Origin of the sequence: Klebsiella sp. BDA134-6 (genome assembly GCF_015601345.1) — a bacterium.
In the GTDB taxonomy this organism is placed as follows: domain Bacteria; phylum Pseudomonadota; class Gammaproteobacteria; order Enterobacterales; family Enterobacteriaceae; genus Klebsiella; species Klebsiella grimontii.
The window spans coordinates 314,346-337,945 of record NZ_CP064784.1 but is presented as its reverse complement, the minus strand read 5'-3'; the positions used below and the strand labels follow the sequence as shown (position 1 = coordinate 337,945).

Genomic DNA, 23,600 nt, shown 5'->3' with positions numbered 1-23,600 from the left:
ATGGAACAGAGAAAAATTACCCAAGGCGACCTGGTGAGCATGTTTCTGCGCTCCAACCTGCAGCAGGCGTCATTCAACTTCGAACGTATTCACGGGCTTGGCTTCTGCTACGACATGATCCCGGCCATCAAGCGCCTCTACCCGCTGAAGGAGGATCAGGTCGCCGCGCTGAAGCGCCATCTGGTGTTCTTTAACACCACCCCGGCGGTGTGCGGGCCGGTGATTGGCGTGACCGCCGCGATGGAGGAAGCGCGGGCTAACGGCGCCGCTATTGACGATGGCGCCATCAACGGGATCAAAGTGGGTCTGATGGGGCCGCTGGCCGGCGTGGGCGACCCGCTGGTATGGGGCACGCTGCGGCCAATTACCGCCGCCCTCGGCGCCTCGCTGGCGCTCTCCGGGAATATTCTTGGCCCCCTGCTATTCTTCTTCATTTTCAACGCAGTACGTCTGGCGATGAAGTGGTACGGGCTGCAGCTTGGCTTCCGTAAAGGGGTCAATATCGTCAGCGATATGGGCGGCAACCTGCTGCAAAAGCTGACCGAAGGCGCCTCCATTCTTGGCCTGTTTGTGATGGGCGTGTTGGTCACCAAGTGGACCACTATCAACGTACCGCTGGTGGTCTCGCAAACGCCGGGCGCCGATGGCTCGACCGTCACCATGACCGTACAGAACATCCTCGATCAGCTCTGCCCCGGGCTGCTGGCTTTGGGCCTGACGCTGCTGATGGTGCGTCTGCTTAATAAGAAAGTGAACCCAGTATGGCTGATTTTCGCCCTCTTCGGTTTGGGGATTATCGGTAACGCGCTGGGCTTCCTGTCCTGATTATTCCGCCCCGGCGATGCCGGGGCTACTTCAACAAGTTAGCCCCAACAGATTGCGCAGTACGGCAAAGCGGCAACCGAACGTATCCCTGGGAGCGTAGATTCACTGCGTGACCAGGGCGTGAAGAAAGCCAACACAGCCGTAATGCGAAAGATGAAGGGGATGAGGTGGTAAATATGCAAACAACAGCCCTGCGCCTGTACGGCAAACGCGACCTGCGCCTGGAAACCTTCGAACTACCGGCGATGCAGGATGATGAAATCCTCGCCCGGGTGGTCACCGACAGCCTGTGCCTCTCCTCATGGAAAGAGGCGAATCAGGGTGGGGACCACAAAAAGGTGCCGGACGATGTGGCGACCAACCCGATTATCATCGGCCATGAGTTTTGCGGGGAAATTATCGCCGTCGGTAAAAAGTGGCAGCACAAGTTTCACGCTGGTCAACGCTATGTTATTCAGGCCAACCTGCAGTTGCCGGATCGCCCGGACTGCCCCGGCTATTCCTTCCCGTGGATCGGTGGCGAAGCCACCCACGTGGTGATCCCCAACGAGGTGATGGAACAGGATTGTTTGCTTTCCTGGGAAGGCGATACCTGGTTTGAAGGTTCGCTGGTGGAGCCGCTCTCCTGCGTGATCGGCGCGTTCAATGCCAACTACCATTTGCAGGAAGGCAGCTATAACCATGTGATGGGCATTCGCCCGCAGGGGCGCACGCTGATCCTCGGCGGCACCGGCCCGATGGGCCTGCTGGCTATCGACTACGCGCTGCATGGCCCGATCAATCCGGCGCTGCTGGTGGTCACCGACACCAATAAGCCAAAGCTCAGCTATGCGCGCCAGCACTATCCCTCCGAGCCGCAAACGCTGATCCACTATCTTGATGGGCGTGACGCCAGCCGCGAAACGCTGATGGCGCTCTCCGGCGGCCACGGTTTTGACGATATCTTCGTCTTCGTCCCTAACGAACAGCTCATCACTCTGGCATCCTCGCTGCTGGCCGCAGACGGCTGCCTGAACTTCTTCGCCGGTCCGCAGGATAAGCAGTTCAGCGCGCCGATCAATTTTTACGATGTGCATTACGCATTTACCCACTACGTCGGCACCTCCGGCGGTAATACCGACGATATGCGCGCCGCCGTAGCGCTGATGCAGGCGAAAAAAGTCCAGACCGCGAAGGTGGTGACCCATATTCTGGGGCTGAACGCGGCGGGCGAGACGACCCTGGATTTACCGGCGGTGGGAGGCGGTAAAAAGCTGGTCTATACCGGGAAAAATATCCCGCTGACGCCGCTGGGAGAAATCAGCGATCCGCAGCTGGCGGCGATTATGGAGCGCCATCACGGTATCTGGTCAAAAGAGGCGGAGGTGTATCTGCTGGCCCACGCGGAGGATATTGTTCATGATTAATCGTGATACGCAGCTGTGCATGTCGTTGGCCGGTCGTCCGGGCAACTTCGGCACCCGCTTTCACAACTATCTGTATGAAAAGCTGGGGCTGAACTATATCTATAAAGCGTTTACGACCCAGGATATTGCCGCGGCGGTAAACGGCGTGCGCGCATTAGGCGTTCGCGGCTGCGCGGTCTCGATGCCGTTTAAAGAGAGCTGCATACCGTTTCTCGACGCTCTTGACCCTTCGGCAAAGGTGATTGATTCGGTCAATACCATCGTCAACGACGACGGCAGGCTGACCGGGCTGAATACCGACTATATCGCGGTAAAAAGCCTGATTGACAGCCATCGGCTCGACGCCTCTGCCAAAGTGATGATCCAGGGCAGCGGCGGAATGGGCAAAGCGGTCATCGCCGCCTTCCGCGATGCCGGTTTCCGCGATGTGATTATCGCCGCCCGCCATCGCGAGCGCGGCCTGGCGCTGGCGAAGCAGTACGGTTTCCAGTGGCAGCCCAAGCCAGAGGGAATCGCAGCGGATATTCTGGTTAACGTCACGCCGCTCGGCATGGCGGGCGGTACGGAAAGCGAAACCCTGGCCTTTAGCCAGACAATGGTGGAACGGGCCGCCGTGATATTTGACGTGGTCGCGCTACCGCCGGAAACCCCGCTCATCAAGCTGGCGCAGAGGCTGGACAAGCACGTTATCAGCGGCGCGGAGGTGATTGCCCTGCAGGCGGTGGAGCAATTTGCGCTCTACACCGGCGTGCGCCCGGACGCGGCGCTGGTCGCTGAAGCCGCGGCCTTTGCCAGAGGATAAGGGCAAAACGGAGAGCGCCAGGGAGGGCGCCCTAATAACCGTTGATCAGGAAGTCGATTGCATCGCGCAGCGCAGCCCTGTCCGCCGTCAAATCAGCGACGCGCTTGCCCAGTTCTTTTTGCGGCAAACCCGCCATCATATGCGTCATCACAATATAAGTTTGACCGGCAATCGTAATCACGGGACAAATTTTGGTCGGGGGCTGGGTATCGGGTAGTTGGTTTTGTTCTATCACAGGGGCAACCAGGATATGCTTCAGGACATTCGCGACCGGATGCTGCAGGTTGATTAAATAAGGGAAAACCTTTTTACCGCTTCCCGTATTCTCATAAGCGCAATATTGTTCCATCAGAACGGCCTTTGAAAATCACTAAACGAACCGTTTTCTTCTACCCATTGGTTAATCGTATCGATCGATTTCTTATTGTCTCGTAACCACTCTTCACGTTTGTGCTCACGAAGTTTTTCAAGCAAAGCTTCCGTTAAAACCGCCGAAATGTTGATTTTAAGTTTACGCGCCTCTTCCAGGATTTCAGGCGAAAGCGAGACATTGACTGATTTTTTAACGTTCGACGTAGTGCGCATGATAGCCCCCATGATAATGCGCATGACATGCCTCAGATTAGCGTAATAAACGAGCATTTTCTATTCCTTTGCCTGTGAATCATCAACGTAAAACTAAGCGGTTCCCGCTAACCTGTCACGCCCGGTAGAGTCAGTCTGCGAGGCGCTTTCCAGTTTAATTCAGAGAATCCCAGCGCCAGAAATCGCCGTTCCGCTATGTTCAGCGCGTCTCAGCGTGAGCCACGTCAGCAAGCGGTAAGATATCCTGTGATAACATCCCTGCCCGAATAATCATCTGGCCAAATGGAGAAATGATGGAACTGCTGCTATTAAGTAACTCAACGCTACCGGGCAAAGCCTGGCTGGAACATGCGCTGCCGACCATTGCCGGGCAGCTAAACGGCCGCCGTTCTGCGGTATTTATTCCTTTCGCCGGGGTAACGCAAACCTGGGACGATTACACCGCGAAAACCGCCGCCGTCTTCAGTCCAATGGGCGTCACGGTTACCGGTATTCACAGCGTCGCGGATCCGGTGTCGGCGATTGCGAATGCGGAGATAGTTATCGTCGGCGGCGGCAACACCTTTCAGTTGCTGAAAGAGTGCCGCGAACGCGGCCTGCTGGCGCCGATAGTAGATGTGGTGAAGCGCGGGGCGCTGTATATCGGCTGGAGCGCGGGCGCTAACCTGGCCTGTCCGACGATTCGCACCACTAACGATATGCCGATTGTCGACCCTAACGGTTTTACTGCGCTGGGGTTGTTCCCGCTGCAAATTAACCCGCACTTCACCAACGCACTGCCGGAAGGCCATAAAGGCGAGACCCGCGAACAGCGGATCCGCGAGCTGCTGGTGGTTGCGCCAGAGCTGACGATTATCGGCCTGCCGGAAGGCAACTGGATTCAGGTGACGCAGGGCCACGCCACTCTCGGCGGCCCGAATCCGACGCTGGTGTTCAGAGCCGGAGAAGAAGCAGTGACCCTGAACGCCGGCCATCGTTTCTGACCCCTGCTTGCTCTTGTCCCGGAGGAGGCGCGTTGCGCCTTTCCGGGCTACCGTTCCGCAGACGGCGGTGGGCCAGCGCAGTCTCCGGGTTGCGGCGTAAACGCCTCAGCCGAGCTACCGGCCGCAGACGGCGGTAATCCTGTAGCCCGGTTAAGCACAGCGCGAGCCAGGGATGTCAGGCGGCTCATCAGCGCTTAATAATCATCGCGCTCATCGTCCTCATCCGGCTGCTCCATCACGCTATAGGCTACCGAGCAGAACAACGAGTTAAGACGCTTCATATCGCCAAGCAGCGCCAGGTGCAGCGTACTGGTTTCAATGCTCTGCACGTTTTGCTGATGCAGGCGGTCAACGTGCGCGTGCGAGTAACGACGGTTCATAATGCGAAAACGATGTTTGCTGCGGCGCAGGCGGCGGGCGCTCGGCACGTCGCCGGAGAAGAAGACCGACATCGCCAGCTGCAGATTGCTGAGCAGCTGGTCGTAGAGTGCGTCCAGCTCTTTCAGCCCCTCCATAGAGAACGCGCGGCGCGCGGCCAGCGATTTATCGGCGATTTCGCTGCCCATTCTTTCGACGATATCCGAAGCCTGCTCGAGGTTGAGCGCCATTTCGATAATTTCCGCCCAGCGGCGGGACTCCTCATCCGCCAGCTCCTCTTTCGGCATCCGCGCCAGATAGAGCTTAATGGCGGTGTAAAGCACGTTGATATCATCCGCCATCCGCCGCAGCTCTTTCTCTTCACGCGGCTCACCGTGCATTACTTTACGCAGGCTTTCCAGCATCTGCTCCATGGCATCGCCAATACGCAGGGTTTCGCGGGCGGCATTGGCCAGCGCCAGCGCGGGCGTATCCAGCGCCGAAGTATCCAGATGCTTCGGCTTCAGACGCGCATCCAGCTCGGGCTCATCGCGAATCAGACGCTTACAGAGGTTCGCCATCGGCCCGGCAAACGGCACCATGGCGATACAGCGGATCAGGTTGTAGAAAACGTGGAAATAGATGACCAGCTCGGATTTTTGCAGCGGGAGTTCATCCATGACGTTTGCCAACAGATGTACAAACGGCAGGATAATCAGGCTGCCCACCAGCTTAAACAGCAGGCTGCCGAGCGCAACGCGGCGCGCGGCGGCATTGGCGCCGCTGTTATTTAGCATGGCCAACAGCCCGGAGCCGAGGTTAGCGCCGATCACCAGGCACAGCGCCACCGGAAACGAAATCACGCCGGTGGCGGTTAACGTCGCGGTCAGCAGCACCGCCGCCAGACTTGAATAGCTGATGATGGCGAATACCGCGCCGATCAGCGCATCCAGCATAATATCGCCGGTCAAAGAGGCGAAAATCACCTGTACGCCGTTGGCCTGGGTGATGGGATGCACCGCCTGCACGATCAGCTCCAGCGCCAGCAGAATCAAGCCCAGACCAATCCCCACGCGCCCGAGCTGGCCCGCGCGCGTTTGCTTGCGCCCGAGGAAGAAAATCACGCCGATAAAAATCAGCAGCGGCGAAAGCCACGACAGGTCGAAGGTCAGCACCCTCGCCATCAGCGCGGTACCGACGTCAGCGCCCAGCACCATCACCAGCGCGGGGGCCAGCGCCACCAGATCCTGGGCGACAAAAGAAGTCACCAGCATAGTGGTGGCATTGCTGCTCTGGACCAGCGCGGTAACGCCGATCCCCGCGCAGAAGGCGAGCGGTTTTTTCTCCACGCTGCTGCTGAGCACGCTGCGCAGGCGAGCGCCGTAGACACGCATCACGCCGGTACGGACGATATGGGTGCCCCACACCAGTAGAGCGACGGCGGACAACAGGTGTAGCAGAGTTAACACGGAATCAGCTTCTCCTTATATTTATTTGTTCCAGAAACTCATCAACCGTTACAGGCCGGATAGCGCTTTGCTTATCCGACGGCAACGATCGCAAGTTCCCTTCAGTATAAGGGTTTACGCACAATAAAGAGACAGGGCGCTCATTGAGCGCCCTGTTAGTTGTAAGAAAAGATAACGGTTTGGTGGATCAGTCGGCATCGTAACCGAGGTTCGGCGCCAGCCAGCGCTCCACTTCCGCCACGCTCATTCCCTTACGCAACGCATAGTCTTCCACCTGGTCGCGCTGAATTTGCGCCACCGCGAAGTACTTGCTGTCAGGATGGCTGAAGTACCAGCCGGAAACCGACGCGCCGGGCCACATGGCAAAGGACTCCGTCAGCTTCATGCCGGTGTGCTTTTCCACCTCCAGCAGCTCCCAGATCGTCGCCTTTTCGGTGTGTTCCGGGCAGGCCGGATAGCCCGGCGCCGGGCGAATTCCCTGATAGTTCTCGCGGATCAGCTCTTCGTTACTGAGGTTCTCGTTCGCCGCATAGCCCCAATAGACCTTGCGCACCCGCTCATGCAGATATTCGGCAAAGGCTTCCGCCAGACGGTCGGCAATCGCCTTCACCATAATCTTGTTGTAATCATCGTGCTGCGCTTCGTAGGCGTCGGCCAGCGCGTCTTCCTCAAGGCCGCCCGTCACCGCAAAGGCGCCGATATAATCCGCTTTTCCTGACAGTTTCGGCGCGACAAAGTCCGCCAGGCAGTAGTTGGCAAAACCGACTTTCTCGGTCTGCTGGCGCAAATGATGCCCCACGGTCAGCACGTGCGTGCGGGTTTCATCGCGATAGATTTCGACGTCGTCGCCGACGCGGTTAGCCGGGAACAACCCCACCACGCCGCGCGGGTTCAGTGTCTTCCCGGCGCTGAGCTTATCCAGCAGCTCATTGGCGTCTTTGAACAGGCGCTGCGCCTCTTCGCCGACCACTTCATCTTCCAGAATGCGCGGATATTTCCCGGCCAGCGACCAGGTCATAAAGAACGGCGTCCAGTCGATATAGTTACGCAGGGTTTCGATACTGGCTTCCACTTCCTGTACGCCCAGACGATGGGCCACTGGCGGCGTATAGCTTTCCCAGTCAAAGGCCAGATCGTTATCGCGCGCGGCTTCCAGCGTGACCGGCGGGGTACGCGGCTTTTTACGTCCGTGCTGAATACGTACCGTTTCGTACTCTTTGCGGGTACGGGCGACAAAATCATCACGCTGGGTCGCGGACAGCAGCGCAGCGACCACGCCGACGGTGCGCGAGGCGTTCTGCACGTAAACCGTCGGGCCGCTGTAGTTCTGCTCGATTTTCACCGCCGTATGCGCTTTCGAGGTGGTGGCGCCGCCGATCAGCAGCGGAATAGTAAAGCCCTGACGCTCCATCTCCTTCGCCACGTTGACCATCTCATCCAGCGACGGCGTTATCAGCCCGGAGAGGCCAATCAGGTCGGCGTTAACCTCGCGGGCGGTTTTCAGGATTTTATCCGCAGGCACCATCACGCCAAGGTCGACAATTTCGTAGTTATTACACTGCAGCACCACGCCGACAATATTCTTGCCGATGTCGTGCACGTCGCCTTTCACGGTGGCGATGACCATCTTGCCGTTGCTGGAACCTTTCTCTTTGCTGGCTTCGATATAGGGTTCGAGATAGGCCACCGCCTGCTTCATGACGCGGGCGGATTTCACCACCTGCGGCAGGAACATTTTCCCTTCACCGAACAGGTCGCCGACCACGTTCATGCCGTCCATCAGCGGCCCTTCGATAACCTCAATCGGCCGCGCGGCCTGCTGGCGGGCTTCTTCGGTATCGAGCTCGATAAATTCGGTAATGCCTTTAACCAGCGAGTATTCGAGGCGTTTTTTGACGTCCCAGCTGCGCCACTCCGCCTGCTGAGCATTGGCGGTATCGTCGGTTTTGCTGCCGCGATATTTTTCCGCCAAATCGAGCAGGCGTTCGGTGCCGTCATCGCGGCGGTTCAGAATCACATCTTCAACCGCGTCGCGCAGCTCGGCGGGAAGGTCGTCGTAAATCGCCAGCTGGCCAGCGTTGACGATGCCCATATCCATGCCGTTGCGGATGGCGTAGTAGAGGAATACCGCGTGAATCGCCTCGCGCACCGGGTCGTTGCCGCGAAAGGAGAACGACACGTTAGACACGCCGCCGGAAATGAGCGCGTGCGGCAGTTCGCGTTTGATATCTTCGCAGGCGCCGATAAAGTCCTGGGCGTAGTTGTTGTGCTCTTCAATCCCGGTCGCCACGGCGAAAATATTCGGGTCAAAGATGATATCTTCCGGCGGGAAGCCCACCTCTTCGGTGAGAATGTTGTACGCCCGGCGGCAAATTTCAATTTTCCGCTCGCGGGTATCGGCCTGGCCAACTTCATCAAAGGCCATCACCACGACGGCGGCCCCGTAGCGGCGCACCTTTTTCGCATGCTGGATAAACGGCTCAACGCCCTCTTTCATCGAGATGGAGTTAACGATGCCTTTACCCTGAATACACTTCAGGCCTTTTTCGATAACTTCCCATTTGGAGGAGTCAATCATAATCGGCACGCGGGCGATATCCGGCTCACCGGCGATCAGGTTGAGGAAGCGCGTCATCGCCGCTTCGGCGTCGAGCATTCCCTCATCCATATTGATATCGATAATCTGCGCGCCGCTTTCGACTTGCTGGCGAGCCACATCCAGCGCTTCGTTATATTTCTCTTCTTTAATCAGGCGCTTGAATTTCGCCGAGCCGGTGACGTTGGTGCGTTCGCCGACGTTCACAAACAGGCTGTCATCGCCGATATTCAGCGGCTCAAGGCCGGAAAGACGGCAGGCGACGGGGATTTCCGGCAGCTGGCGCGGCGGCAGGCCGGCCACCGCGCGGCTCATGGCGGCGATATGTTCCGGCGTGGTGCCGCAGCAGCCGCCGACAATATTCAGGAATCCGGCTTCAGCCCATTCGCGAATTTGCGCCGCCATCGTGTCGGCGTCGAGGTCGTATTCGCCAAAGGCGTTCGGCAAACCGGCATTCGGGTGGGCGGTAACGTAGCATTCGGCGATACGCGACAGCTCCTGCACGTACTGGCGCAGCTCATCCGGCCCGAGTGCGCAGTTGAGGCCGAACGTCAGCGCATCGGCGTGGCGCAGCGAGTTATAGAAAGCTTCGGTGGTCTGGCCGGACAGCGTGCGCCCGGAGGCGTCGGTGATGGTGCCGGAGATCATAATCGGCAGATCGACCCCCAGCGCTTCGAACTCCTCTTTAACCGCAAAGATCGCCGCTTTAGCGTTGAGGGTATCGAACACCGTCTCAATCAGAATCAGATCCGCCCCGCCTTCCACCAGCGCTTTGGTGGATTCACGATAGGCTTCCACTAGCCCGTCAAAGGTGATGTTGCGGTAGGCCGGGTCGTTGACGTCGGGAGAAATAGACGCGGTGCGGTTAGTCGGGCCGAGGACCCCTGCGACGTAGCGCGGTTTTTCCGGCGTGCGGGCGGTCCAGGCATCGGCGCTGGCGCGGGCCAGTTTCGCCGCCGTAAAGTTGATCTCCGCCGACAGGGATTCCATCTGGTAATCCGCCATCGCGATGGTCGTCGAATTAAAGGTGTTGGTTTCAATGATATCCGCCCCGGCCTCGAAATAGGCATCGTGGATAGCGGTTATCACTTCCGGCTTGCTGAGAACCAGCAGGTCGTTGTTGCCCTTCAGGTCGCACGGCCAGTCGGCAAAGCGTGCGCCGCGAAAGTCCTGCTCACTCAGACGATAGCTCTGGATCATGGTGCCCATGCCCCCATCCAGAACCAAAATACGTGCTTTTAACTGCTGATGCAGTTGCTCAACTTTGCTGCTCACACTCGCTCCCGACAACGCTCAACCAGACCGAAAAACTCAACAGACCATACTGGCACAAACCGAAGGGGTGGAAAAGAGAACAGCGGGCAAGATGAGACATGTTCAGCTTCACTCATCCGATCAGTCGGGTAGTGATTGCATTATCGCCAAATAAAACGAAAATCATTTCCACGATACAGAAAAAAGGAGTCCGCGATGGCGACCCCCGCTCCCGCAAAACGCGGCAGAAAACCTGCCTCTCCCGCCGCCGCTCCGGCTGGCGGACAAGTTCAGTCCCTGACTCGCGGACTGAAACTGCTCGAATGGATTGCTGAATCCCACGGTAGCGTGGCGCTGACCGAACTGGCCCAGCAGGCCGGTTTGCCTAACTCCACGACGCACCGCCTGCTGACGACCATGCAGCAGTTGGGTTTTGTTCGTCAGGTCGGTGAGCTGGGACACTGGTCGGTAGGCGCGCATGCTTTCGTCGTCGGCAGCAGCTTCCTGCAAAGCCGTAACCTGTTGGCGATCGTCCATCCGATTTTGCGTCAGCTGATGGAAGACTCCGGCGAAACGGTTAACCTCGCGGTGCTTGACCAGGGCGACCACCAGGCGATTATTATCGATCAGGTGCAGTGTACCCAACTGATGCGTATGTCGGCGCCGATTGGCGGTAAGCTGCCGATGCACGCTTCCGGCGCCGGAAAGGCTTTTCTGTCGCAGCTAAGCGAAGAGCAGGTTACCGGCCTGCTGCACCGAAAAGGTCTGCACGCCTATACCCACGCCACTCTGGTGTCGCCGGTGCATCTGAAAGAAGATCTGGCCCAGACGCGTAAGCGTGGCTACTCGTTTGATGACGAGGAACACGCGCTTGGCCTGCGCTGCGTGGCGTCGTGCATTTATGATGAACATCGTGAGCCGTTCGCCGCTATCTCAATCTCCGGACCCATTTCCCGCATTACCGATGACCGCGTGACCGAGTTCGGCGCGATGGTGATCAAGGCGGCGAAAGAAGTCACGCTGGCCTACGGCGGAGTGCGCTAAATGAGCGATCTGAAATCCTACTGGCAGGATAAATACCCTTCAGCTTTTTGCTGGTCTTTCGGCGACTCCGCGGCGCTGGCCGACGAGCTGGCGGCACTGGTCGTCGCGGGGAAAAAGCGCGGTACCTGCGGCTCGCTTGTCAGCTATCAGCAGGAGCAGCCACCCGTGACGCCAGGGGCATATCACATTGTACTGGACGGCAAAGGGAAAGCCGTCTGCGTGATACGCACCCTGACGCTCAGGCTCATCCGTTTTAACGAAATGAGCCCGGAGCTCGCCGCGCTGGAAGGCGAAGGCGATTTGAGCCTCGCCTACTGGCAATCGGCGCATCAGGCCTTCTTTGAACGAGAGGGCACCTGGGCTCCGGATATGGAGCTGGTATACGAAGAATTTGCCGTTATCGAAGCGGCCTGAGCCAGGCCGCCTGTTATCCCGCCTGCTGCAGATTGCCGTAACGCACGCAAAAGCGCTGACGGCGGCGATAGGCGTAGACATCCTCCACGTGGCCGTTGCGGATGCGCGTTTGCAGCTCCCGCCAGTAGTCGGCGCGCAGCAGGTCCGAATGCATCTCTTCAAATAGCGGCCCGATGCGCGGATCGGCGCACAGCCAGTGGCGAAACTCTTCCGGGAAAACATCGCCCGGCGAGACGCTATACCAGGGCTCGCTGGCGAGTTCATCTTCTGGGTAGCGCGCCGGCGGGATCTCACGGAAGTTCACTTCCGTCATATAGCAAATTTCATCATAATCGTAGAACACCACCCGGCCGTGACGCGTGACGCCAAAGTTTTTAAATAGCATATCGCCGGGGAAAATATTGGCGGCGGCCAGCTGTCGAATGGCGTTCCCGTACTCCTCCACCGCATCGCGCAGCGCCTGACCGTCGACCTGCTCCAGCCAGATATTGAGCGGCACCATCCGCCGCTCGATATAAAGATGGCTGATGGCGATTCGATCGCCGAGATCGGTAATTTTCGCTCCGGCCTCGGTTTGCAGCAGGGTCATCAATTCGGGCGCAATTTGCCGTTTCTCCAGCACGAAGTTCTCAAACTCCTGGGTATCGGCCATCCGTCCCACGCGGTCGTGCTCTTTGACCAGCTGATAGCAGGCGCGCACGTGGGCGGCTGTCATCTCTTTCTGCGGCGCGAAGCGGTCCTTGATGATCTTAAATACCCGGTCAAACCCCGGCAAAGTAAACACCAGCATCACCATGCCGCGAATCCCCGGCGCTTCAATAAATTGCTCATCACTTTGGGAAATGTAGTGCAGGTATTCCCGATAGCTCTCGGTTTTCGCATGCTTCTGGCAGCCAATTGCCATATACAGTTCGGCGGTGGTTTTACCCGGGAGAATCTCACGCAGCCACTCAACCAGCGCGCCGGGCAGCGGCGCGTAAACCATAAAATAGGAGCGGGCGAAGCCAAAAACGATGCTGGCTTCGGCGTGCGTTGTCAGACAGGCATCGACAAACAGTTCACCTTCATCAGAACGATGGATAGGGAGAAGAAAAGGCAGCGTCGCTATTGGCGTGACGAGTTTACCCACCAGCCAGGCCGCCTTATTGCGATAAAACAGTTCGTTCGCCACCTGCAGATGTGAGCGGGAAAGTAGCTCGCTGCCAAGCGCTTCCTGTAGGCAAGCGGTGATATATCCGATATCGCGCGCGCTGTTTTGCCACGGCAGGCGGAGAGGAAGATCGGATAACACTTTGCGTAATAACGTGTCCCAGCCCCGGTTAGGGAAGAAATCTTTAGCCAGCGGCCGCGGGATGGAACGTAAGCGCCGCTCCGGCTGCGAGCTGAAAATAAAAAGCCGCTCGGGAGTCAGCGAGCGGTGGTCAAACAACCGGCAATAGACGGAATTAAAAAAGCTCTCCGCAATTTCGAAGCGAGGGTAATCCGGCAGCAGGCGGGTATAGTGCTCTTTCACCCGCAGCAAAAAATCGGTATCGGTATTTTTCCCATCAGTAATGCAGCGCAGCTGTTCGACGACCAGGCCGACATGGTGATCGTAAAGGTGAATACGCTGCTTCATCGCCTGCTGGACGGTATGCCAGTCAGCCTGTTCAAAGCGCTGCTGGGCGCCGGAAGTCACTTCAAGAAAACGACCATACTGGGCGTCAAAACCCTGCAAAATAGTTTGAGCAATCAATAGTTCCAGGCCACGCGTCATCGCTTCCCCCTCACCCATCCCTCTCCCCCGGAGAGAGGGAGAGGGGGAAATTATCAGAACTGATCTTCTTCTGTAGAGCCGGTTAACGCCGTGACTGACGAGGCTCCGCCCTGGATAATGGTGGTCACCTTATCGAAGTAGCCGGTGCCCACTTCCTGCTGATGAGAGACAAAGGTGTAGCCATCTTTAGCCGCCGCGAACTCCGGCTGCTGGACTTTCTCAACATAATGCTTCATTCCCTCGCCCTGGGCGTAAGCGTGCGCCAGATCAAACATGTTGAACCACATACTGTGGATACCCGCCAGGGTGATGAACTGATACTTGTAACCCATATCCGACAGCTGCTGCTGGAAGCTGGCGATGGTTTTATCATCCAGCTTTTTCTGCCAGTTAAACGACGGCGAGCAGTTGTAGGCCAGCAGTTTACCCGGATATTTCGCGTGAATCGCATCGGCAAAGCGCTTCGCCAGCTCAAGGTCCGGGGTGGAAGTTTCACACCACACCAGGTCGGCATAGGGCGCGTAGGCCAGCCCGCGGCTGATCGCCTGTTCGATACCGGCATGGGTGCGGAAGAAACCTTCGCTGGTACGGTCTCCGGTGATGAACTGACGATCGTAAGGATCGCAGTCTGAGGTAATTAAATCCGCCGCATCGGCGTCAGTACGGGCAATCACCAGGGTTGGCACGCCCATCACATCCGCCGCCAGGCGCGCGGCAACCAGTTTCTGAATCGCCTCTTGCGTGGGGACCAGCACTTTGCCGCCCATATGGCCGCACTTCTTCACCGATGCCAGCTGGTCTTCGAAGTGTACGGCCGCTGCACCGGCCTCAATCATCGATTTCATCAGCTCAAACGCATTAAGCACGCCGCCAAATCCCGCTTCCGCGTCGGCGACGATCGGCAGGAAATAATCGGTATAACGCGGATCGTTCGGCTCAATGCCCGCAGACCACTGGATCTGATCTGCACGGCGGAAGGTGTTGTTGATCCGATCGACAACCGCCGGTACCGAGTTTGCCGGATAGAGCGATTGATCCGGATACATGCTGGAGGCCAGGTTGGCATCCGCCGCGACCTGCCAGCCGGAAAGATAAATCGCTTCAATGCCCGCTTTCGCCTGCTGCAGCGCCTGCCCGCCGGTCAGCGCGCCCAGGCTGTTGACGTAGCCTTTTTTCGCTTCGCCGTGCAGGAGTCGCCACATCTTTGCCGCGCCCAGTTGCGCCAGCGTACACTCCGGGTTGACCGAGCCGCGTAGCTTCACCACGTCCTCGGCGCTGTATGGGCGGGTAATCCCTTCCCAGCGCGGTTTCGTCCACTCTTTGTTTAATTCTTCGATTTGTTGGGTACGAGTCTTCATGTGCAGATGCTCCATATTGTTGTGTGGTGAATTAGGCCAGAAGGCGATAGCCCGGCAGGGTTAAGAAATCGATCAGCTCGTCGGAGGTAGTGATCTGTTCCATCAGACGAGCGGCTTCATCAAAACGCCCGCTGCTGTAGCGGTGCTCGCCCAGTTCGTCCTGAATCACCCGCATCTCTTCGGCCAGCCACTGGCGGAACAGCGCTTTGGTAACAGGTATGCCGTTACTGAGGGTTTTCTCATGATGGATCCACTGCCAAATCGAGGTACGGGAGATTTCGGCCGTTGCCGCATCTTCCATCAGGCCATAGATCGGTACGCAGCCGTTGCCGGAGATCCACGCTTCGATGTACTGCACCGCCACGCGAATATTGGCGCGCATGCCCTCTTCGGTCCGTTCGCCTTCACAGGGGGCCAGCAGTTGTTCAGCAGTGATCGGCGCGTCGTCTTCGCGGGTAACGGACAGCTGATTTTTGTTCTCGCCCAGTACGCCGTTAAAAACGGCCATCGCGGTATCAGCCAGCCCGGGATGCGCGATCCAGGTACCATCATGGCCGTTATTTGCCTCCAGCGATTTGTCTGCTTTTACCTTGTTCAGCACCTGGTTGTTTCGCTCGGCATCTTTGCTCGGAATAAAGGCCGCCATGCCGCCCATCGCAAACGCGCCGCGCTTGTGGCAGGTCCTAATCAGCAATCGCGAGTAGGCGCTGAGGAAAGGTTTGTCCATCGTCACCACCTGACGATCCGGCAAAACGCGGTCAGGGTGGTTCTTCAGCGTTTTGATATAGCTGAAGATGTAGTCCCAGCGCCCGCAGTTCAGGCCAACAATATGGTCGCGCAGGGCGTGCAGAATTTCGTCCATCTGGAATACGGCGGGCAGCGTTTCAATCAGCAACGTGGCTTTAACGGTGCCGCGCGGCAGCTCAAAACGGTCTTCCGTAAAGCTAAAGACTTCACTCCACCACGCCGCTTCCTGCCAGGCCTGAGTCTTCGGCAGATAGAAATAGGGCCCGCTACCTTTTTCCAGTAACGCTTTGTAGTTGTGGAAGAAATAGAGTGCGAAGTCGAACAGGCTGCCGGGAATGGCTTCACCGCGCCAGGTCACATGTTTTTCCGGCAGGTGCAGACCGCGAACGCGGCAGATCAGTAGCGCCGGGTTCGGCTTGAGCTGATAAATCTTGCCGGCTTCATTGGTGTAGCTGATGGTGCCGTTAACCGCATCACGCAGGTTAATTTGCCCATCAATGACTTTGTTCCATTCGGGCGCCAGCGAGTCTTCGAAATCCGCCATAAAGACTTTCACATTCGCATTGAGCGCATTGATCACCATCTTGCGCTCAACCGGTCCGGTGATTTCCACCCGCCGATCCTGCAAATCCTCCGGAATACCGCGGATCTTCCATTCACTATTACGAATGGAAGCAGTTTCCGAAATAAAGTCAGGAAGCTTTCCGTCGTCAATTGCCTGCTGCTGCTGGATACGCGCCGCCAGGAGTTTGTTGCGTTCTGGCGTAAAGCGGCTCACCAGCTCGGTCAGAAACTCCACTGCCTCAGGCGTTAAGATTTGCTTCTCCTGGTCGCCATATGGCTGGCTAAAAGCCAGTTCGTCAGTAATTGTCGCCTGCTGCGTCATGTGCTGCTCCTCTTGGTTGATCCAGTTGGCGCGAACGTAAGATCGTTGTGTAGTTTTCGTTCAGCACAATTAAGACTACGCATTTATTTTTCAAAATCAAAAACAATTTCCATTTTTAATTTAATTCTTAATTAACCTATTGATAACAATATAAATAAAGTTTAATTACAATATGAGCCGCGTTTCGGAAATAAAAAAGGCACCCGAAGGTGCCAGAGGCAAAATGCTGAAACGCTTTAGGATCGCGTTGTGTAGGACATTAATCCAGAGTCGGATTCATATGGCGTAGATCGTATGGTGTAATCTGGTAGACGTAATAATTCAGCCAGTTGATAAACAGCAGATTGCCATGACTTCGCCAGGTGGCACGCGGTTTGTTCTGCGGATCGTTTTGCGGGAAATAATTGTGCGGAACCTGTGGATCGAGGCCCGCTTCTACATCGCGGAAAAATTCGCTGGCCAGAGTATTGGCGTCATATTCCGGGTGACCGGTCACGAAGGCGATGCGCTTATCTTTGCTGGCGAACAGGTAGGCGTCCCCTTCTTCCGTCTCCGCCAGAATCTCAAGATCGGTATAGTCGCGAATCAGCGCCGCCGGGAAATCGGCATAGCGCGAGTGCGGGGCCAAAAAGCTATCGTCAAAGCCGCGGGTTAATAAGGCATGAGGTTGCAGGATATGGTGTTCATATACGCCGGAAATTTTTTCAGAGCGGGTCTGTTTAGGAATACCGTAGAGAATATTAAGGGCAGCCTGTACCGCCCAACAGACAAACAGCGTGGAGGTGACATGATCTTTTGCCCACTCCAGTACCTGCTTGATCTGCGGCCAATAGGCAACGTCATTAAACTCAACCAGCCCTAAAGGCGCGCCGGTCACAATCAGGCCATCAAAGTTCTGATCGCAAATATCTTCAAAGTTGCAGTAAAAGTTGTTCAGGTGTTCCGCCGGGGTATTACGCGATTCGCGGGCATCGATGCGCAGCAGCTGGATATCAAGCTGCAGGGGAGAGTTGGAAAGTAGTCGCAGAAACTGATTCTCAGTCTCGATTTTCTTCGGCATCAGATTAAGGATGAGCACCTTCAGCGGGCGGATTTCCTGAGTCGTCGCGCGAGTAGTCGTCATCACAAAGACGTTTTCATTACGCAAGAAATTGACGGCCGGTAGCTCGTCCTGCACCCGAATTGGCATAACTTTATTACCTCATAGCATACGTATAAACGTTTAGACATCCAGACAGCTGAAGATACCCAGGAATAAGGTGAATGTCGAGCCTGCAGGTGCAGGGTGAGAAAATTTCACGGAGATTTTTACGTTAGAATATAAGAACAAATAAAAGGAGCAATTATGGTTATTAGTATCCGCCGTTCACGGCATGATGAAGGGGAAAAACTGGTTGCGATCTGGCGTCGCTCGGTTGATGCCACTCACGATTTCCTGTCAAAAGAGTATAGAGTGGAACTCGAAACGCTGGTGAGTTCATTTCTACCCGAAGCGCCGCTGTGGGTGGCGGTAACGGAGAAAGATGAGCCTATCGCCTTTATGCTTCTTACGGGTGAACATATGGATGCGCTATTCGTTGATCCTATGGTCCGCGGCTGCGGCGTCGGTAAGTTACTGATTGAACACGCGCTAACGCTGGCGCCAAAGTTGACGACCAACGTTAATGAGCAGAATGAGCAAGCGGTCGGATTTTATCAGAAGATGGGCTTTAAGGTGACGGGGCGTTCAGAGACGGACGATCTCGGTAAACCTTACCCGTTATTGAATCTGGTACACGAATAAGATACGGAGCCGGATAAGAATAAACTTCTATCCGGTAGTTCTCAGGCCATAAAAACGCAAAAAGCCCATCCGTCAGGATGGGCTCTTCACGTGTTTGATGCCTGGCAGTTCCCTACTCTCACATGGGGAGACCCCACACTACCATCGGCGCTACGGCGTTTCACTTCTGAGTTCGGCATGGGGTCAGGTGGGACCACCGCGCTATCGCCGCCAGGCAAATTCTTTGTGCTCAGTACGCAATTCTTTATCGCATCTGCCGCGTTGCCCGCGCTCGCAAAGTCAGTCACATACCTCAGTATGCTCCTTCCTTTCCTTCGCTTGTCGCCTTGCTGCTGCGCAAATTATTGCGTACTCAACTCTGAATCAATGCTGAAATTGTTGTCTTCTCAAATCCGCCAAAACATCTTCGGCGTTGTAAGGTTAAGCCTCACGGTTCATTAGTACCGGTTAGCTCAACGCATCGCTGCGCTTACACACCCGGCCTATCAACGTCGTCGTCTTCAACGTTCCTTCAGGACTCTCAAGGAGTCAGGGAGAACTCATCTCGGGGCAAGTTTCGTACTTAGATGCTTTCAGCACTTATCTCTTCCGCATTTAGCTACCGGGCAATGCCATTGGCATGACAACCCGAACACCAGTGATGCGTCCACTCCGGTCCTCTCGTACTAGGAGCAGCCCCCCTCAATTCTCCAGCGCCCACGGCAGATAGGGACCGAACTGTCTCACGACGTTCTAAACCCAGCTCGCGTACCACTTTAAATGGCGAACAGCCATACCCTTGGGACCTACTTCAGCCCCAGGATGTGATGAGCCGACATCGAGGTGCCAAACACCGCCGTCGATATGAACTCTTGGGCGGTATCAGCCTGTTATCCCCGGAGTACCTTTTATCCGTTGAGCGATGGCCCTTCCATTCAGAACCACCGGATCACTATGACCTGCTTTCGCACCTGCTCGCGCCGTCACGCTCGCAGTCAAGCCAGCTTATGCCATTGCACTAACCTCCTGATGTCCGACCAGGATTAGCTGACCTTCGTGCTCCTCCGTTACTCTTTAGGAGGAGACCGCCCCAGTCAAACTACCCACCAGACACTGTCCGCAACCCGGATTACGGGCCCACGTTAGAACACCAGCCATTAAAGGGTGGTATTTCAAGGATGGCTCCATGCAGACTGGCGTCCACACTTCAAAGCCTCCCACCTATCCTACACATCAAGGACCAGTGTTCAGTGTCAAGCTATAGTAAAGGTTCACGGGGTCTTTCCGTCTTGCCGCGGGTACACTGCATCTTCACAGCGAGTTCAATTTCACTGAGTCTCGGGTGGAGACAGCCTGGCCATCATTACGCCATTCGTGCAGGTCGGAACTTACCCGACAAGGAATTTCGCTACCTTAGGACCGTTATAGTTACGGCCGCCGTTTACCGGGGCTTCGATCAAGAGCTTCTCCTTACGGATAACCCCATCAATTAACCTTCCGGCACCGGGCAGGCGTCACACCGTATACGTCCACTTTCGTGTTTGCACAGTGCTGTGTTTTTAATAAACAGTTGCAGCCAGCTGGTATCTTCGACTGATTTCAGCTCCATGGGTAAACCACTTCACCTACATATCAGCGTGCCTTCTCCCGAAGTTACGGCACCATTTTGCCTAGTTCCTTCACCCGAGTTCTCTCAAGCGCCTTGGTATTCTCTACCTGACCACCTGTGTCGGTTTGGGGTACGATTTGATGTTACCTGATGCTTAGAGGCTTTTCCTGGAAGCAGGGCATTTGTCACTTCAGCACCGTAGTGCCTCGTCATCACGCCTCAGTGTTAAAGTGAACCGGATTTACCTGGAACACACACCTACACGCTTAAACCGGGACAACCGTCGCCCGGCCAACATAGCCTTCTCCGTCCCCCCTTCGCAGTAACACCAAGTACAGGAATATTAACCTGTTTCCCATCGACTACGCCTTTCGGCCTCGCCTTAGGGGTCGACTCACCCTGCCCCGATTAACGTTGGACAGGAACCCTTGGTCTTCCGGCGTGCGGGTTTTTCACCCGCATTATCGTTACTTATGTCAGCATTCGCACTTCTGATACCTCCAGCAACCCTCACAGGCCACCTTCAACGGCTTACAGAACGCTCCCCTACCCAACAACACATAGTGTCGCTGCCGCAGCTTCGGTGCATGGTTTAGCCCCGTTACATCTTCCGCGCAGGCCGACTCGACCAGTGAGCTATTACGCTTTCTTTAAATGATGGCTGCTTCTAAGCCAACATCCTGGCTGTCTGGGCCTTCCCACATCGTTTCCCACTTAACCATGACTTTGGGACCTTAGCTGGCGGTCTGGGTTGTTTCCCTCTTCACGACGGACGTTAGCACCCGCCGTGTGTCTCCCGTGATAACATTCTTCGGTATTCGTAGTTTGCATCGGGTTGGTAAGTCGGGATGACCCCCTAGCCGAAACAGTGCTCTACCCCCGAAGATGAGTTCACGAGGCGCTACCTAAATAGCTTTCGGGGAGAACCAGCTATCTCCCGGTTTGATTGGCCTTTCACCCCCAGCCACAAGTCATCCGCTAATTTTTCAACATTAGTCGGTTCGGTCCTCCAGTTAGTGTTACCCAACCTTCAACCTGCCCATGGCTAGATCACCGGGTTTCGGGTCTATACCCTGCAACTTAACGCCCAGTTAAGACTCGGTTTCCCTGCGGCTCCCCTATACGGTTAACCTTGCTACAGAATATAAGTCGCTGACCCATTATACAAAAGGTACGCAGTCACCCAACAAGTGGGCTCCCACTGCTTGTACGTACACGGTTTCAGGTTCTTTTTCACTCCCCTCGCCGGGGTTCTTTTCGCCTTTCCCTCACGGTACTGGTTCACTATCGGTCAGTCAGGAGTATTTAGCCTTGGAGGATGGTCCCCCCATATTCAGACAGGATACCACGTGTCCCGCCCTACTCTTCGAGTTCACAACCTGTGCGTTTTAGTGTACGGGAGTATCACCCTGTACCCTGCGACTTTCCAGACGCTTCCACTAACACACAAGCTGATTCAGACTCCGGGCTGCTCCCCGTTCGCTCGCCGCTACTGGGGGAATCTCGGTTGATTTCTTTTCCTCGGGGTACTTAGATGTTTCAGTTCCCCCGGTTCGCCTCGTTTGACTATGTATTCATCAAACGATAGTGCAACGAATTGCACTGGGTTTCCCCATTCGGACATCGCCGGCTGTAACGGTTCATATCACCTTACCGACGCTTTTCGCAGATTAGCACGTCCTTCATCGCCTCTGACTGCCAGGGCATCCACCGTGTACGCTTAGTCGCTTAACCTCACAACCCGAAGATGTTTCGTAAAACATCGTCGTGTCGCGAAAATTTGAGAGACTCGAACACACATTAACTGTGTGTCGTTTCAATTTTCAGCTTGATCCAGATTTTTAAAGAGCAAATATCTCAAACGTCACCCGAAGATGAGTTTTGAGATATCGGTTGGTTGTGCCTTTCACTCACAGCCAGCAAGTGGCGTCCCCTAGGGGATTCGAACCCCTGTTGCCGCCGTGAAAGGGCGGAGTCCTAACCGCTAGACGAAGGGGACACGAGGTGTCGCGACTTCGCAGCCGTCTTGCTTCTTTACATCTATCAGACAATCTGTGTGGACACTACAAAGGCAGGTTCTTTAAGGTAAGGAGGTGATCCAACCGCAGGTTCCCCTACGGTTACCTTGTTACGACTTCACCCCAGTCATGAATCACAAAGTGGTAAGCGCCCTCCCGAAGGTTAAGCTACCTACTTCTTTTGCAACCCACTCCCATGGTGTGACGGGCGGTGTGTACAAGGCCCGGGAACGTATTCACCGTGGCATTCTGATCCACGATTACTAGCGATTCCGACTTCATGGAGTCGAGTTGCAGACTCCAATCCGGACTACGACATACTTTATGAGGTCCGCTTGCTCTCGCGAGGTCGCTTCTCTTTGTATATGCCATTGTAGCACGTGTGTAGCCCTACTCGTAAGGGCCATGATGACTTGACGTCATCCCCACCTTCCTCCAGTTTATCACTGGCAGTCTCCTTTGAGTTCCCGGCCGGACCGCTGGCAACAAAGGATAAGGGTTGCGCTCGTTGCGGGACTTAACCCAACATTTCACAACACGAGCTGACGACAGCCATGCAGCACCTGTCTCAGAGTTCCCGAAGGCACCAAAGCATCTCTGCTAAGTTCTCTGGATGTCAAGAGTAGGTAAGGTTCTTCGCGTTGCATCGAATTAAACCACATGCTCCACCGCTTGTGCGGGCCCCCGTCAATTCATTTGAGTTTTAACCTTGCGGCCGTACTCCCCAGGCGGTCGACTTAACGCGTTAGCTCCGGAAGCCACTCCTCAAGGGAACAACCTCCAAGTCGACATCGTTTACAGCGTGGACTACCAGGGTATCTAATCCTGTTTGCTCCCCACGCTTTCGCACCTGAGCGTCAGTCTTTGTCCAGGGGGCCGCCTTCGCCACCGGTATTCCTCCAGATCTCTACGCATTTCACCGCTACACCTGGAATTCTACCCCCCTCTACAAGACTCCAGCCTGCCAGTTTCGAATGCAGTTCCCAGGTTGAGCCCGGGGATTTCACATCCGACTTGACAGACCGCCTGCGTGCGCTTTACGCCCAGTAATTCCGATTAACGCTTGCACCCTCCGTATTACCGCGGCTGCTGGCACGGAGTTAGCCGGTGCTTCTTCTGCGGGTAACGTCAATCGACAAGGTTATTAACCTTATCGCCTTCCTCCCCGCTGAAAGTACTTTACAACCCGAAGGCCTTCTTCATACACGCGGCATGGCTGCATCAGGCTTGCGCCCATTGTGCAATATTCCCCACTGCTGCCTCCCGTAGGAGTCTGGACCGTGTCTCAGTTCCAGTGTGGCTGGTCATCCTCTCAGACCAGCTAGGGATCGTCGCCTAGGTGAGCCGTTACCCCACCTACTAGCTAATCCCATCTGGGCACATCTGATGGCAAGAGGCCCGAAGGTCCCCCTCTTTGGTCTTGCGACGTTATGCGGTATTAGCTACCGTTTCCAGTAGTTATCCCCCTCCATCAGGCAGTTTCCCAGACATTACTCACCCGTCCGCCACTCGTCACCCGAGAGCAAGCTCTCTGTGCTACCGTTCGACTTGCATGTGTTAGGCCTGCCGCCAGCGTTCAATCTGAGCCATGATCAAACTCTTCAATTTAAGTTTGATGCTCGTGAATTAAACTTCGTAATGAATTACGTATGTTCACTCAGAGACTTGGTATTCATTTTTCGTCTTGCGACGTTAAGAATCCATGTCACTTTGAGTGCCCACACAGATT

The 23,600-nt window shown here is 55.9% G+C and carries 15 protein-coding genes, 1 tRNA gene and 3 rRNA genes; 7 read left to right on the top strand and 12 right to left on the bottom strand.

What is annotated here, in order from left to right; genetic code table 11:
- From IYV58_RS01530 to IYV58_RS01520, 3 genes are all read left to right on the top strand, one after another.
- On the top strand, positions 1 to 825 hold the full coding sequence (locus tag IYV58_RS01530; RefSeq protein WP_004127729.1) for a PTS system mannose/fructose/sorbose family transporter subunit IID: 825 nt from the start codon (positions 1 to 3) through the stop codon (positions 823 to 825).
- Positions 826 to 1,001: 176 nt separating this feature from the next.
- Entirely contained in the window at positions 1,002 to 2,231 is a 1,230-nt protein-coding gene (gene sorE / locus IYV58_RS01525; protein ID WP_195729378.1) for an L-sorbose 1-phosphate reductase, read from the top strand.
- On the top strand, positions 2,224 to 3,033 hold the full coding sequence (locus IYV58_RS01520; RefSeq protein WP_123828579.1) for a shikimate 5-dehydrogenase: 810 nt from the start codon (positions 2,224 to 2,226) through the stop codon (positions 3,031 to 3,033). The genes sorE and IYV58_RS01520 overlap by 8 nt, the downstream gene beginning before the upstream one ends.
- Positions 3,034 to 3,064: 31 nt before the next feature.
- Here IYV58_RS01520 and IYV58_RS01515 read toward each other — a convergent pair whose 3' ends face one another.
- Complete coding sequence (locus IYV58_RS01515; protein WP_014837118.1) at positions 3,065 to 3,382, bottom strand: CcdB family protein; 318 nt, start codon at positions 3,380 to 3,382, stop codon at positions 3,065 to 3,067.
- Positions 3,382 to 3,675, bottom strand: coding sequence for a type II toxin-antitoxin system CcdA family antitoxin (locus IYV58_RS01510; RefSeq protein ID WP_004127718.1), 294 nt, complete (start codon positions 3,673 to 3,675; stop codon positions 3,382 to 3,384). Before IYV58_RS01510 ends, IYV58_RS01515 begins: the two co-directional genes overlap by 1 nt.
- Before the next feature lie 236 nt (positions 3,676 to 3,911).
- On the opposite strand from IYV58_RS01510, the gene pepE reads away from it, so the two are divergent.
- Positions 3,912 to 4,601 carry a dipeptidase PepE gene (pepE, locus tag IYV58_RS01505; protein WP_049115450.1) on the top strand — a complete coding sequence of 230 codons (690 nt, stop codon included), beginning with the start codon at positions 3,912 to 3,914 and terminating at the stop codon, positions 4,599 to 4,601.
- A gap of 194 nt (positions 4,602 to 4,795) precedes the next feature.
- Here pepE and IYV58_RS01500 read toward each other — a convergent pair whose 3' ends face one another.
- Together IYV58_RS01500 and metH are read right to left on the bottom strand one after the other, a co-directional pair.
- Entirely contained in the window at positions 4,796 to 6,427 is a 1,632-nt protein-coding gene (locus IYV58_RS01500) for a Na/Pi cotransporter family protein (protein WP_004127714.1), read from the bottom strand.
- Between the two features lie 187 nt (positions 6,428 to 6,614).
- On the bottom strand, positions 6,615 to 10,298 hold the full coding sequence (gene metH / locus IYV58_RS01495) for a methionine synthase (RefSeq protein WP_004127713.1): 3,684 nt from the start codon (positions 10,296 to 10,298) through the stop codon (positions 6,615 to 6,617).
- A 195-nt stretch (positions 10,299 to 10,493) separates the two neighbouring features.
- Here metH and iclR point away from each other — a divergent pair, with 195 nt between their 5' ends.
- The gene (iclR, locus tag IYV58_RS01490) at positions 10,494 to 11,321 is read left to right on the top strand and encodes a glyoxylate bypass operon transcriptional repressor IclR (protein ID WP_004127712.1); all 828 of its coding nucleotides are present in this window, start codon (positions 10,494 to 10,496) and stop codon (positions 11,319 to 11,321) included.
- Positions 11,322 to 11,330: 9 nt separating this feature from the next.
- Positions 11,331 to 11,735 carry an ASCH domain-containing protein gene (locus IYV58_RS01485; RefSeq protein ID WP_087829759.1) on the top strand — a complete coding sequence of 135 codons (405 nt, stop codon included), beginning with the start codon at positions 11,331 to 11,333 and terminating at the stop codon, positions 11,733 to 11,735.
- 13 nt (positions 11,736 to 11,748) lie between these two features.
- On the opposite strand, the gene aceK is transcribed toward IYV58_RS01485, so the two are convergent.
- The 4 genes from aceK to metA all read right to left on the bottom strand — a co-directional run bounded on the left by aceK (position 11,749) and on the right by metA (position 17,671).
- Positions 11,749 to 13,491 (bottom strand): bifunctional isocitrate dehydrogenase kinase/phosphatase, encoded by a 1,743-nt coding sequence (gene aceK / locus IYV58_RS01480; RefSeq protein WP_032742235.1) that lies wholly within the window; start codon positions 13,489 to 13,491, stop codon positions 11,749 to 11,751.
- A gap of 53 nt (positions 13,492 to 13,544) precedes the next feature.
- On the bottom strand, positions 13,545 to 14,849 hold the full coding sequence (gene aceA / locus IYV58_RS01475; RefSeq protein ID WP_004127709.1) for an isocitrate lyase: 1,305 nt from the start codon (positions 14,847 to 14,849) through the stop codon (positions 13,545 to 13,547).
- A 31-nt stretch (positions 14,850 to 14,880) separates the two neighbouring features.
- Entirely contained in the window at positions 14,881 to 16,482 is a 1,602-nt protein-coding gene (aceB, locus tag IYV58_RS01470; RefSeq protein ID WP_087829618.1) for a malate synthase A, read from the bottom strand.
- Between the two features lie 259 nt (positions 16,483 to 16,741).
- Entirely contained in the window at positions 16,742 to 17,671 is a 930-nt protein-coding gene (gene metA, locus IYV58_RS01465; RefSeq protein WP_004109666.1) for a homoserine O-acetyltransferase MetA, read from the bottom strand.
- 156 nt (positions 17,672 to 17,827) lie between these two features.
- Between metA and IYV58_RS01460 the strand changes: the two genes are divergently transcribed.
- The gene (locus tag IYV58_RS01460; protein WP_004127707.1) at positions 17,828 to 18,265 is read left to right on the top strand and encodes an acetyltransferase; all 438 of its coding nucleotides are present in this window, start codon (positions 17,828 to 17,830) and stop codon (positions 18,263 to 18,265) included.
- A 99-nt stretch (positions 18,266 to 18,364) separates the two neighbouring features.
- Here the strand turns inward: IYV58_RS01460 and rrf are convergent.
- The 4 genes from rrf to IYV58_RS01440 all read right to left on the bottom strand — a co-directional run bounded on the left by rrf (position 18,365) and on the right by IYV58_RS01440 (position 23,479).
- Positions 18,365 to 18,480 (bottom strand): 5S ribosomal RNA (gene rrf, locus IYV58_RS01455).
- Positions 18,481 to 18,681: 201 nt separating this feature from the next.
- Positions 18,682 to 21,587: ribosomal RNA gene (locus IYV58_RS01450) — 23S ribosomal RNA — on the bottom strand.
- A 190-nt stretch (positions 21,588 to 21,777) separates the two neighbouring features.
- Positions 21,778 to 21,852, bottom strand: a tRNA-Glu gene (locus tag IYV58_RS01445).
- An 87-nt stretch (positions 21,853 to 21,939) separates the two neighbouring features.
- Positions 21,940 to 23,479, bottom strand: a 16S ribosomal RNA gene (locus IYV58_RS01440).
- Together the 16S, 23S and 5S rRNA genes with 1 tRNA gene alongside form the textbook arrangement of a ribosomal RNA operon.
- Positions 23,480 to 23,600: the final 121 nt, after the last annotated feature.